The organism is Rhodococcus sp. Q1, assembly GCF_004153645.1.
Lineage (GTDB): Bacteria > Actinomycetota > Actinomycetes > Mycobacteriales > Mycobacteriaceae > Rhodococcus > Rhodococcus gordoniae.
Map to the genome: position 1 here is coordinate 54201 of NZ_SDMJ01000001.1, position 13375 is coordinate 67575.

7 protein-coding genes are annotated in these 13375 nt (G+C 68.9%); 1 reads left to right on the forward strand and 6 read right to left on the reverse strand.

Translation table 11 applies throughout. From position 1 onward, the window contains the following. Positions 1 to 29: 29 nt before the first annotated feature. The gene (locus tag EQ874_RS00245) at positions 30 to 464 is read left to right on the forward strand and encodes a hypothetical protein (protein WP_064064504.1); all 435 of its coding nucleotides are present in this window, start codon (positions 30 to 32) and stop codon (positions 462 to 464) included. 82 nt (positions 465 to 546) lie between these two features. Here the strand turns inward: EQ874_RS00245 and EQ874_RS00250 are convergent, their stop codons facing one another. The 6 genes from EQ874_RS00250 to EQ874_RS00275 all read right to left on the reverse strand — a co-directional run bounded on the left by EQ874_RS00250 (position 547) and on the right by EQ874_RS00275 (position 13313). Continuing rightward, entirely contained in the window at positions 547 to 2088 is a 1542-nt protein-coding gene (locus EQ874_RS00250; protein ID WP_016931449.1) for an acyl-CoA carboxylase subunit beta, read from the reverse strand. An 8-nt stretch (positions 2089 to 2096) separates the two neighbouring features. Then, positions 2097 to 7028 (reverse strand): polyketide synthase Pks13, encoded by a 4932-nt coding sequence (gene pks13, locus EQ874_RS00255; RefSeq protein WP_129975886.1) that lies wholly within the window; start codon positions 7026 to 7028, stop codon positions 2097 to 2099. 53 nt (positions 7029 to 7081) lie between these two features. Next, positions 7082 to 8971 carry a long-chain-fatty-acid--AMP ligase FadD32 gene (fadD32, locus tag EQ874_RS00260; protein WP_064064502.1) on the reverse strand — a complete coding sequence of 630 codons (1890 nt, stop codon included), beginning with the start codon at positions 8969 to 8971 and terminating at the stop codon, positions 7082 to 7084. 685 nt (positions 8972 to 9656) lie between these two features. Beyond that, complete coding sequence (locus EQ874_RS00265; RefSeq protein WP_064064501.1) at positions 9657 to 10616, reverse strand: cutinase family protein; 960 nt, start codon at positions 10614 to 10616, stop codon at positions 9657 to 9659. Between the two features lie 27 nt (positions 10617 to 10643). Beyond that, complete coding sequence (locus tag EQ874_RS00270; RefSeq protein ID WP_129974875.1) at positions 10644 to 11207, reverse strand: DUF732 domain-containing protein; 564 nt, start codon at positions 11205 to 11207, stop codon at positions 10644 to 10646. 195 nt (positions 11208 to 11402) lie between these two features. Beyond that, the gene (locus tag EQ874_RS00275) at positions 11403 to 13313 is read right to left on the reverse strand and encodes an alpha/beta hydrolase-fold protein (RefSeq protein ID WP_242496646.1); all 1911 of its coding nucleotides are present in this window, start codon (positions 13311 to 13313) and stop codon (positions 11403 to 11405) included. Positions 13314 to 13375: the final 62 nt, after the last annotated feature.

Consider the following 13375-nt stretch of genomic DNA (forward strand, 5'->3'; position numbering starts at 1 on the left):
AAGTGACGCCGACGGGCGACACACAGGGCATGACGACCTCGAGAAAGATCGCATTCACGGCAGCCCTGGGCGCAGCGCTCGCGCTCGGTGTGGTCACCGCTCCCGCAGCGTCCGCGGAGCCTGTGGCGGCTACGACCCTGAGCCCGGTGATCGGCGCGGTCGGTGGCACCGGTTCCGCAGGGTGGGGAGGTCTCCTCGTCAACGAGGGCGTGACCGTCGGTGTGGACCCCGAGCGTCCCGGCTTCTCGCGATTCGGCAGCAGCTTCCGGTGCCCGTGCCTCGTGAACTGGACGAACGTCACCACCGGACAGCGTGGCACCGTCACCCTGCCGATCTACCCGCCCATCCCCTCCGCAGGGTGGGAATACCCCTGGTTCGAGACCGGCTCCGGACGTATCGAGGCGGTCGTGACGACCACCGACATCACCTTCCTGCCGGGCCGGGGTTCCTGGACCGTTCCCTGACCCTCGGCCCGGTCGGGCGGCGTCGGATGCACACGACGGGGCCTGTGCACGCACTGGTGCACAGGCCCCGTCGGCAACGGCTCTACAGCGGCAGCAGGTGATGCTTCCGCGGGTTCTTGAACACTTCCTTGTCGCGAAGAAGGTTCAGCGCCTTGCGGATTTCGAGACGGGTGGTCGACGGCTCGATCACCGCGTCGACATATCCGCGCTCGGCCGCGATGTACGGCGTCGCGACATGCTCGTTGTAGAAGTTGATGAGCTGCTGGCGGACCGCCGGAGCGTTCTCGCCCGCGGCCTCGATCTGCCGGCGCCCGATCACCGCGACAGCCGATTCGGCACCCATCACGGCGATACGCGCGGTGGGCCACGCGAAGTTGATGTCGGCGCCGAGCTGCTTCGATCCCATCACCGCGTAACCGCCGCCGTAGGCCTTGCGGACCACGACCGTCACCTTCGGGACCGACGCCTCGACGTACGAGAACAGGAACCGGCCGCCCCGCTTGATGACGCCGATCTTCTCCTGCTCGACACCGGGCAGGAAGCCCGGGGTGTCGACGACGAACACGAGCGGGATGTCGTAGGCGTCGCACACGCGCACGAAGTGCGCCGCCTTGTCGGCGGCGGCCGCATCGAGCGCACCCGACAGGTACAGCGGTTGGTTCGCCACCACGCCCACCGCCCGGCCGTCGACGCGGGCGTAGCCGGTGATGATGTTCGGCGCGGTCTGCGCGCGGACCTCGAGGAAGTCGCCGTCGTCGAAGATCTTCAGCAGGATGTCGTGCATGTCGTAGCCGGAGTTGTCGGCATCGGGCATGAACGTGTCGAGTTCGAGGTCGTCGGGGGTGATCTCCGGTTCGAGACCGGGATTGACGACCGGCGGCTTCTCCTGCGCATTGGACGGCATGTAGCTCAGGTACTGCCGCACCCACTCGAAGGCGGCCTTCTCGTCGGGTGCGACGTGGTGCACGTTGCCGTACTCGGCCTGCTTGCGGGCGCCGCCGAGTTCCTCGAGGCTGACGTCCTCGCCGGTGACGGCCTTGATGACGTCGGGCCCGGTGACGAACATGTGGGCGCCTTCGGTGGCGACCACGACGTCGGTGTTGATCGGCGCGTAGACCGCACCGCCGGCGCAGTTGCCGACGATCACGGAGATCTGCGGGCACAGACCCGACAACGGCTCGTGACGCTTGCCGATCTCGCCGTACCACGCGAGCGAGGTGACGGCGTCCTGCACACGGGCGCCACCGGAGTCGTTGATACCGACCACCGGGCAGCCGACCTTGAGCGCGAAGTCGAGGACCGCGGCGACCTTGCGACCGAACATCTCACCGACGCTGCCACCGAAGACCGTCTGGTCGTGGGAGAACACCGCGACGGGACGGCCGTCGACCGTGCCGTGCCCGACGACGACGGCGTCGCCGTACATGGCGTCGTCGCGGCCGGGCGTCTTCATCAGCGCGCCGATCTCGACGAAGCTGCCCCTGTCGAGCAGCATGTCGATGCGCTCGCGGGCGCTCGGGATGCCCTTCTTCGCGCGCTTGGCGACGGCGAGTTCGCCCGCAGGCTCCTTCGCCACCTCCAGCTTCTCGCGCAGCTCGGCCAGCTTCTGTGCCGTGGTGCTCACTTCTTCGTTCAGCTCCTCGAGGCCTCGATGTCGGCCAGCTTGCGGGTCAGGTCTTCCCCCACCTTCGAGATGTACGGCTCGTCGACGATCTGCAGGTGATCGCCGCCGACGTGTACGACCTCGAGATCTCCGACGACCTCGCCCCACCCACCGTCGGGCTGCCGGGTGCCGAAGGCCGGCTCGAGATCGATCGCGTCGTCGTGGTACTTGTCGGCCATGTACAGCACGACCTTGCCGTCGTAGGGCGCGAGATCCGCGGTCTGGATTGCGCGGTTGTCGAGCCACGACGTGCGCTGGTGCTCGATGATGCCGCCGGGGATCTGCGCTCCGCTCAACTCGAGCAGCCCCATCAGGATGCCGATCTGCTCCTCGTCGCTGCCGGCCTCGGCCAGCAGGTCGTAGGGCAGCGGCGCGTCGATCCCGTAGGTCTTCTTCGCGAACGCCGAGTAACGCTGCCAGCGCTTGCGGATCTCCTCGGGCGTGTCCTCGACCTTCTCACCGGCCATGACCGTGTCGATGAGACCGACGAGACGCACGTCCTTGCCCTTCTCACGCAGCAGACGGGCCACCGCGTAGGCGAGGACACCACCGAGCGACCAGCCGCACAGCACATACGGCCCGTCGCCCTGGATCTCCTCGACGAGCGGCAGGTACGCCTGGGCGCGGGTGTCGATCGGACCCTCGGTGCGCTCGAAACCGAACACCGGGGTGCGCGCCGGCAGGCGGCGCAGCAGCGGCTCGTACGCGACGGTCGATCCGCCCGCGGGGTGGAAGACGAAGACCGGCACGGCGTCCGATCCCTCGGCGCGGGGCCGCAGCGTGCGTACCAGACCGTCGATGCGGTCGGCGGATTCGAGGTGCTGCCGCACGGTCTCGGCGAGCTGCTCGACGGTCGACGCGGCGAGCACGTCGTCGACGGTGATCTCGCCCTCGGACCGCTCGGTCAGCCGGGCGGCGAGCCGCTCGGCGTCGGCGCGGTCGAGCTTCGGCAGCGGGTTGAAGATGCCCTTGGCCGACTTGCCGGTGATCACCGCCCAGGAGGCGAAGGTCAACCGTTCCGCGGCGTCGCGCGGCGGCACGTCGACTCCGCTCGACTCCTGCTCGGGTTCGGTCGCTGCCGTTGCCTCGGCCGTGGCTTGCGCTTCGGCCTCGGCGAGGATCTGCTCGGCCTCGCCCACCGCGGTGGTGTCCTCGACCTGCGGGAGCTCGTCCCGTTCTGCAGTGGCTGCCCGTTCGGCTGCCTTCTCGGCGGCCTGCTGCTCGGCGAGCTGCGCGACCTCCTCGCGATTCTCGACGGCGTACCGCAGGTACTTCGAGACGTCGCGCAGACTCGCGTCCTTGACCGCCGACAGCTGCAGCTGCGGGATGTCGAACTCGTACTCGACGCGGTTCTTGATGCGGACGGCCATGAGTGAGTCGAGACCCAGTTCGATGAGCGGGATCTCGGCCGGCAGGTCCTCGGGCGCGTAGCCCATGGACTCGGCGACGATCAGCGTCAGGCGGTCGTCGAGGGTCTGTGATCCGTTCGGATCCCACTTGTCGCCGAACGACTCCACGACCTCGGGCAGCTCCTCGGCCTGTGCGGCGGGCTTCGCAGCAGCCGCGACGGGTGCGGGCAGCGGCTCACCGGAGGTGACGACACCCTCGTGGACGAGCGTGAAACCGTCGCCGGTGTTCGCGTGCACCTGCAGCGACGCGCCACCCGGATGCCGGGTGAGAGTCGTGGTGAGGGTGCCGGTCGCGGGGACGCCGGTGTGCGGGATGGACGCGGTGAGCGTGACATCGGACAGCACCTGCGAGGCCGCCGCGACGAGCAGCTCGGCCGTGTCGGTGACGGCGGAGGCCTGCACCTCCCAGACGTAGCGGCCGTCGGGCAGGGCGACCCGGGCGCCGGGCGCACGGCCGTTGCCGGAGGTGCCGATACGGGCGTCGACCCAGTACGGCTTGCGGAGGAAGGCGGTGCGCGGCAGGTCGGCGTAATCGCCTTCCGGCAGCAGGGTCTTCAGGTCGACCGCCTGCCCGTGCACGTACAGCTGTGCGAGGGCGGCGAGGACGCCGAGGGACTCGTCCTCCTTGCGCTTGAGCGTCTGGATGAACTGGCCGTCCTGTACACCGGCGTCGAAGGCCGTCGCCGCGACCGACATGAGCGTCGCAGGGTTCGCGTTGAGCTCGACGAAGGTGGTGTGCCCGTCGGACAGGGCCTGCCGGATCGCCTGGGTGAAGTACACGCTGTGGCGCATGCCCTTGGTCCAGTACTCGACGTCGTGGATACCGTCGTGACCTGCGCGGTAGAGGGTCTCCTGGTCGACCGAGGAGTACAGGTCGACCTTCAGGCGGTGCGGTTCGATGCCGGCGAGTTCGGCCGCGAGCTCGCCGAGGATCGGATCGACCTGCGAGGTGTGGCTCGCGCCCTTGGTCTGCAGGACCCGGGCGAACTTCTCCTCTGCCTCGGCACGCGCGACGATCGCGTTGACCTGCTCCTGCGGGCCACCGATGACGGTGTGGGTCGGCGCCGCGTAGACGCAGACCTCGAGCTGCGGGAAGTCGGGCAGCACGTCGGTGATCTCGGCGGCGCTGTACTCGACGAGGGCCATGAGACGGATGTCGTCGCCGGTCAGGCCGGACTCGGCCTCACCCATCAGACGCGAGCGCGAGCAGATGACGCGCACGGCGTCCTCGAGCGACAGTCCGCCCGAGATGTAGGCGCCGGCGGCCTCACCCATCGAGTGACCGACGACCGCGGCGGGCTCGGCGCCGTGGTGACGCAGCAGCGCGGCGAGACCGATCTGGATCGTGAAGATGCCGACCTGCGCGGTCTCGACGTCGTAGTCCTGACCGTCGTCGAGGAACTTCTCCTTCATGGAGTAGCCCGACTCGTCGTAGATCAGCTCGTCGACTTCGTCGACGGCCGCGGCGAAGACCGGGTTCTCGAGGTACAGCTGCTTGGCCATCTTGCGGTGCTGGGCACCGAAACCGGACAGCACCCACACCGCGCCCTTGGATGCGGGAGCGTCGGCGGTGAACACGCCCTGTGCGGGCTTACCGGCGGCGACGGCACGCAGACCGGCGATGGCCTCACCGTGGTTGCTCGCCACGACGATCGCGCGGGACCGGCCGTGGTTGCGGCGCGCGAGCGTGCGGGCGACGTCGACGAGCGGCGTCGTGCTGCCCTTCTCCGTCTCGAGCCAGTCGGCGAGGTCGGCGGCCGCACGACGGCGGCGTGACGGCATCGCGGCCGAGACGGCGAGCAGCACGGGCAGCTCCCGAGCAGTCTCGGGCTTCTCCTCCGTCTGTTCCTCGAAGGCTGCCGGGATGTCCTCGGGCAGCACCTCGACCTCGGCCTCGGAGGCTTCGAGATGGGCGGGGCCGGTGTACTCGCGCACCACGACATGGGCGTTGGTGCCACCGAAACCGAATCCGGACACACCCGCGACGGCCCGGCCGGTGTAACGCGGCCACGTCGCGCCCTCGGGGATGACCTTCAGATGAGCGCTGTCGAACGGGATGTACGGGTTGGGCGCCGTGTAGTTGAGCGTCGGCGGGAGCCGGTCGTTCTGCATCGCGAGAACGACCTTGATGAGACCGGCCGCACCGGCGGCGGACTCGAGGTGACCGAAATTGGTCTTGGCCGAGCCGAGCAGGACCGGCTTGTCGTCCTCGCGGCTGCGGCCGACGACACGGCCGAGCGCGTCGGCCTCGATCGGGTCGCCGAGCACAGTGCCGGTGCCGTGCGCCTCGATGTAGTCGACACCGGACGGCAGGATCTGCGCGTCGCGGTAGGCGCGGCGGAGCACGTCGACCTGAGCTTCGGGGTTGGGGGCGGCCAGACCGTTGGAACGGCCGTCCTGGTTGACGGCCGAACCGGCGATGACGGCGAGAATGTCGTCGCCGTCGCGCTCGGCGTCCTCGAGACGCTTGAGCACGACGAGACCGCCGCCCTCGGCGCGGATCATGCCGTCGGCGTCGGCGGAGAACGCCTTGATGCGGCCGTCGGGGGCCATCACGCCGAGTTCGTCGAAGCCGAGGGTGCCGGCCGGGGCGAGCAGCATGTTGACGCCGCCGGCGAGGGCGACATCTGCCTCACCGTTGCGCAGCGCCCGCACGGCCTGGTGCACGGCGACCAGCGACGACGAGCACGCCGTGTCGAGTGTGACCGACGGGCCGTGGAAGTCGTAGAAGTACGACACGCGGTTGGCGATGACCGCGGTGGAGGTGCCGGTGAGCGCGTAGGGATGCGCTGCGGACGGGTCGCCGACCGCGAGGAGCATGTAGTCGCTCGCCGAGCTGCCGATGAACACACCGACCGAGCCGCCCTTGAGCTCGCTCGGCGGGATGTGTGCGTGCTCGAGCGCCTCCCAGGTGAGTTCCAGCGCGAGCCGCTGCTGCGGGTCGACCATCTCGACCTCGCGCGGCGACATCGCGAAGAACTCGGCGTCGAAGCCCTTGACGTCGCCGAGGTAGCCACCCTTGGTGTTGGCGTTGCGGATCGACTCCCACACCGCCGGGTCGTTCTCGAACTCCGACCAGCGGCCTTCGGGCAGATCGCTGATGCCGTCGCGTCCGGACGCCAGCAGCTCCCACATCTGTTCGGGGGTGTCGACGTTGCCCGGGAAACGGGTGGACAGGCCGACGATGGCGATGTCCTTCGAACCCGCCACCGCACCGACCGTGTACAGGGCGGAGTCGTCGTCGGCGGGGGCCTCGGGCTCGCCCTCGATGATGCGCGTCGCGAGGGACGCGATCGTGGGGTGCTGGTAGGCGATCGTCGCGTTCAGCGTGACACCGAGGAGTTCCTCGATCTCACCCGCCATCGCGACGGCGTCCCGGGAGGACAGACCGAACTCCTCCATCGGACGATCGTCCGAGATCTGGGAGACCGGCTGGCCGGTCGCGCCGGCGATCCAGTTGCGCAGCCATTCGCGCAGCTGCGCGACCGTCATTTCAGTGTCAGACATCAACCCACCACGCTACCCGGGAAAGAGGACATTCGTTCTCACACGCTGTCCGGGAAGGCCTGCTGCTGGTAGCCACCACGCAGCGTTCCCTCGACATATGCGGTCTTGCACGCCCGCCGCGCGATCTTTCCGCTGGACGTACGGGGGATGGAACCGGCCGGCACGAGCAGCACGTCGCGCGCGGTGACACCGTGCCGGGACGAGATCGCTGCCCGCACCGCGTCGGCGATCGGCTGCGGATCCGCCTTGCCGGCACCGGGAGCGCGCTCGGCGACGATCACGAGCTGCTCCGACGAGTCGTCGGCGTCGAACTGCAGGCCGGAGGCGTCGTTGTCGAAGACCTCGCGCGGCAGCTGGTTGGCCGGCACCGCGAAGGCCGCCACGAAGCCGGGGCGCAGCGCGGAGCTGGCCTCCTGCGCGGAGAACTCCAGATCCTGCGGGTAGTGGTTGCGTCCGTCGACGATCACGAGGTCCTTGACGCGACCGGTGATGTAGAGCTCGCCGTCGATGTAGACGCCGTAGTCGCCGGTGCGCAGCCAGGTGCCGTCGTCCGGGGTGCCCTCGGCGTGGCTGCCCTCGGGCAGGCGCTTGGTGATGCGGTTGTGGAAGGTGTTGTCGGTTTCTTCCTTGCGGCCCCAGTAACCGATACCCATGTTCTCGCCGTGCAGCCAGATCTCGCCGACCTGCTCGTCGGGCATCTCGGTGCCGGTCTCGGCGTCGACGATCGCGGCCCACTGGCTGCGCGCGACGTAGCCGCAGGAGACCTGCGGGATGGCGTTCTCGGCGTCGGGCTCGACACGCACGATCCGGCCGGCGTTGAGGGCGGTGCGGTCGACGTGGATGACCTTCGCCTCGTCGCTGTGACGGGTGGAGGAGACGAACAGCGTGGCCTCGGCCATGCCGTAGGACGGCTTGATCGCCGTACGGGGCAGGCCGTAGGGGCCGAATGCCTCGTTGAACTTGCGCATCGACGAGGTGGTGACAGGCTCGCTGCCGTTGATCAGGCCGATCACATTGCTGAGGTCGAGTTCTTCACCCGGTTTGGGGACCGCACGGGCCGCGGCGTGCTCGAATGCGAAGTTCGGCGCGGCGGCGAAGGTGCCGGCGCCGTCGGAGACGGCGGCGAGCTCGCGGATCCAGCGGCTCGGGCGGGCCACGAAGGCACGCGGACTCATGATGGTGATGTACTTGCCGCCGACCGCGGGCAGGATCACGGTGAGCAGACCCATGTCGTGGAACAGCGGCAGCCAGGTGACGCCGCGCGACGACTCGTTCAGCTCGATGGAGTCGGCCATCTGGATGACGTTGGTGAGCACCGACCGGTGGGTGATCTCGACACCGGCGGGAACGCGGGTCGAACCGGAGGTGTACTGCAGGTAGGCGATGTCGTCGGTGCCGATGGGCGGCCGGTTCCAGGATTCGGCGACCGCGTCGGGAATGGCGTCGACGGCGATGACGCGGGGACGCTGCGCTGCGGGGAGCGGACGGAAGAACTGCCGCACGCCGGCCGCGGACGAGGTGGCGGTGAGGATCGCGCTGGGTGTGCAGTCGCCCAGAACGGCGTGCAGTCGATCGGTGTGGCCGGGCTCGTCGGGATCGAAGAGCGGCACCGCGATGGTGCCGGCGTAGATCGCGGCGAAGAAGGACACGACGTAGTCGAGCCCCTGCGGAGCGAGGATCGCGACGCGGTCGCCGGGAGCGGTGACCTGCTGCAGGCGCGCGGCGATGGCTTTGATGCGCACGCCGAACTGGTCCCAGGTCAGCTCGTGTACCTCGCCATCGCGTTCCCGCGAGTAGTCGATGTACCGGTAGGCGAGGTCGTCACCGTTTGAAGCGAAGTTCTCTTCGAGGTGATCGAGCAGGGTCTGCCCTTCCGGCAGCCTGATCCGCCCGTTCTCATCGATGAACTCTTCGAACCCGACGCTCAATTCCTTCTCCCTGTCGAAGCGATCCCACAACCACTCGACATGGTTGCGCCACTAACTTTTCCTCCGCGCCGGCGGATCGTCGTACCCACACCGCCCCCCACGGCTTCCGGCGGTCCACTCGTCGAATGTGTCCATCGACCCCAGATCACGGATATGTTACAGATCGGCATCACGCGCACCCTCGCGAAGTGCGGTCGCCGGGAGGGAACGATTCCCCGTGCTTACGGGAAACCCAAAGATACGACATGGTCGTCTTCACGCACACATTCCGCGCCCGTCGAACGAGACGAGCGCACGATCCGATTGTGTGCGGCGGGTTTTCGGCGCCGGTACCGGCCGGCGGTGCAGCCCTTCGCCCTCATCTGCCCAGGAACAGCGCCCGGATACGTACGACCGACCGATACGAGAGCTCGTGACAAGGATCATTCCCCGTCGCGGGCCGTCGGTACACCCCCGGAGGGGGCCGGCCGTTCGCCGTGCCGTCGCTGGCACCATGAACCTCTTCTCCTGTGGCAGTCGTCGTGCGCCACGATCCCGGACGGCCGGGCACGCAGCCGAGGGATGAGTCTAAAGGCAGCCCGTCGACCGAGTGTACCGGGTGGTGAGATCGAACACTACTGACGAGTAATATGTGGGAAGGCTCACTCAGGGTGCAACCACCCCGGTCACCGGCGGCGCCGCCGTCTCACTCTTCGGCGGGTTGCGGTGCGCCGTCGATCTTCTCGGCCGCCCAGTTCGCGATCCATTGCGTCGCGGTGGTGCCGTTCTCGTCCACCACATAGGTGTTGTACATCGCGTGGATCGGATTGTTGACGTACTCGAGCAGACGCGGACCGGCCGACATCCAGTTCGCGGGATTCAGCGCGTTCGGCGGCGCATCGCAGATGCTGTCGGTGGGCGCGCAGATCTGGACGGTGCGGTCGTCGAGCTCCCCGAAACCCCCGGGGCGCGCGCCGGTCATGGTGATGCCCGGCAGTCGCAGACCGTCGAGCGACAGTTCGGCCCCCACCCCGGCGACGGGCGCACCGATATCGGTACCCGAGACCCCGTCGCGGCGACCGTCGGCGACGAGCGCGACACCGAGGACCCGATCGGCGGGAACCGGACCGTTACCGGCGCCGATCTGCGCGGCGACGTCGCCCACGATCACCGCGCCCTGCGAGAAACCGGTGAGCACATAGGTGGTCAGCGGGCACTCGGCCGAACGTCGCGCCAGGATGTCGATGGTCGCCGCGAAGCCCTCGCTACGGCTGTTGTTGTAGGACTGCTGGCCGTCCGGCGGAATAGCGATGGGATTCGAGAACTGCGCGACGTACGGCACGGTGTAGACGTCGGCGCGCTGGGCGTCGAAACGTTCCTGCAGCGGCCTGGTCACATTGAGCATGAGCGAGTACGGATTGGCGGCCGGAGCGTACGGATCGTCGCCCACCGCGGACTCCCACGTGCCCGGCACGGCGACGACCTGCACGTCGGGGCACGAAGCCGGCTGCGACTGCGGCTCCTCCGGCCCCGGCGGGGTGGGGATCGGCGAGGGGATGTCCAACCGACCTGCGAGCAGATACCAGAGCACCAGCACGATCGCCAGGACGAGCAGCGCCCCTACGACCACGATTCTGCGTCCGCGACGCTGCTTCGTCCTGACCATCTCGTGCTGTCCCCGCGCTTCCTGGTTCTAGTTGCAGTACGTCGCGCCGGCGACGGCGATGTAGGTGTCGGCCGTCGAGGAGGCCTGCTCCTCCGACAACTCGACACCACCGGCTGCAGCATCACTACCCACGAGTGCCGTCACGAACACCTTGATCTCGTCCGGCGACCCACCCTGCGCCTGGGCGCTGCAGATGTAGTCGGCGATGTTCACCGCGCCGGTCTCGTCGCTGGGCTCCACACCCTTTTCACGGAGGCCGTCGAGGAATGCCTGCGCTCCGGGCGTGGAAGCGGGTGCCGCACCCGGACCGGCTCCCGTGTCGCCTTCGGCGCCGGGCGCGGCCGGGGCCGGGGACGCATCGCTCGTGTCGGCGTCGTCCGTGGTCTCCGGGGCGGCAGCGCCGGTGGACGTGGACGTCTCGGCCGCGGATGTCGAGGTCGACGTCGAGGTCTCGGTGGTGGCAGACGTCGTCGGCGTGTTCGTCGCGGTGGAGTCGTCGCTTCCGCACGCGGACAGAACGGCCGTGGCAGTCAGTGCCGCGGCGAGTGCGCCGAGGACGCGGATCGAGCGCGAGCGGGTCCGTGCAGGCATGTGGTGGGGTCCTCACATCCGGATGTCGGTCGAACTGGGTCAGATGCGCCCCAGGCTACAGAGCGGCCCGTGCGGCCGGTAGGAGCGTCCCGCCTCCCACGGTCGCACGGGCCGACCCGCTTCGCGATCGGCAGCCACACGAGCCGACCCGCTTCGCGATCGGCAGCCACACGAGCCGACCCGCTTCGCGATCGGTTACGGCTGCAGCTTCACCTCGTCGCCGTCGAGCGTGATGAAGCCGTTCTGGAAGTTCTGCTGAACACCCTTGCCGTTCTCGGCCGGGAACTCGTCGCTGATCGGCAGACCCAGGCGCCCCTCGGCGCCCTTCTCCGCGAGCCAGGCCTCGAGGATCTTGCCCCGGACCGGCCAGGCACCGGTGAGCGGGCTCCAATAGACGTGTCCGTGCTGGAACTCGTTGGCACGACCGTCGCGCCCTGCGGGGCGCTCGCTGGTCGTCGGGTAACCCAGGACACCCGTCTCGTAGCCGAGTTCGGCGTACTTGCCGAGGATCATGCCCTGCACCGCGTGGGCGCCGGTGCCCTCACTCCAGTACATGGCGCCGATCTCGAAGCCCTGGACCGCGCCCCGCCCGTCGGGCGTCGCCGCCTCGTCGAGGATCGGATAACCGAGGGGGCCGCCCTCCCAGCCCTGGTTCTTCCATTCCTCGAAGATCTTGCCGCGGACCGCGTGGGCACCGTGCTCGGGCGTCCAGTAGATCGCGCCACTCCGGAAGTGGTTGAAGCGTCCGCGCCCGTCGGGAGCGACGCGTTCCTCGATGGTCGGGAAACCGAGCTGCCCGGCCGGACCGCCCATCCCCTGGTAGGCGCCGCCGATCGCACCCGCGACCGGCACGGTCGTGCCCTCGGACGAGAAGACGCGCCCGAAGCGGAAGTCCTGCACCGTGCCGCCTGCGACGCCGTATTCGGAAGTGAGGCAGTCGCCGAGCCAGGCGTTCGCCTTCGCGACGTCGCCGAATGCGCCGGTGGGGTTGCACTCGGGCTTGTCGACCCCGACGCCGAGGGTGTTGGCGAGCTGCGGCCACAGCTGGTGCAGTTCGAACTCCCAGTACTTCCACGTGTGGGTGCCGGACGGCCGGTACACGATCTGGGCGGGGATGCCCTGCTTCTCGAGCTTCGTCGCGAACGCCTGCGAGGTGAGGCGGGAGAGGATCTCGAGGCCCATGCCGGCGTAGTTGGTGCTGACACCGGGGATGCCCGACGGATCGTCGTACGGGCCGGTGGTGCCGCTGCCACTCGAGACGTACAGGCTCACGCCTTTGAGCTTGTCGGCGAGCAGGTAGGGATCGTGCGACTCCCAGCCCTCGGAGCCGGGCGCACCCCACATCGCCTCCGAGTCGAAACCGCCGGCGTCCTGCATCGCGTAGTGGATGGCTTCGGGCATGCCGAGGGTGGTCGTGGTGAGGATGCCGGACAGCGACGCCGCGAACTGCGCGAAGCCCGGGTTGCGGGCGGGCAGGAACATCGCGGCGGTGCCACCCATCGACAGGCCGACGACGCCCCGCTTGTCGGTGGTGCGCCAGTCGCGTTCGAGGAGCGGGGGAAGTTCCTTCGTCAGGAAGGTCTCCCACTTGTAGTTCTGACCGTTGTTCTGGTCGACCCAGTCGGAGTAGAAGCTGGACTGGCCGCCCACCGGGAGGACGACGTTGACGTTCTTGTCGGCGAAGAAGGCCTCCGCGTCGGTCTCGAGCGTCCATCCGTTCTCGTCGTCGCGCGCCCGCATGCCGTCGAGCATGTACACCGAGGGGAACTTCGCGTCGGGTTTGCTGTTCCAGTCGCGCGCGAGCAGCAGCTGCACCTGGATCGGCGTGCCCATCGACGGCGAGTCGATCCACAGGGCGACGCGACGGTCGGTGAGCCAGTCGACGGTGCGGACGGTCGCGCCGGCGGTACTCGTCGGGCCGGACTGGGCGATGAGGGGGTCGGCGGTGGCCACCGACACGGTGGTCAGTCCCGCGGCGACCGGTGCGACGAGGGCCGCCGCGATCAGGGCGAGCGCACGGGATCTGCCGCTCCGCGCACCCGCACTGCGAGCCGCTCTCCTGGCCGGCCCTGTCCGTCGCTCACCGTGCTCGAGCTCAGTTCGCATCTGCATCGCTCACTTTCTGCGTTGCCGGATTCCTGCCGTGGTGCGGCTTCGGATGAACCGCG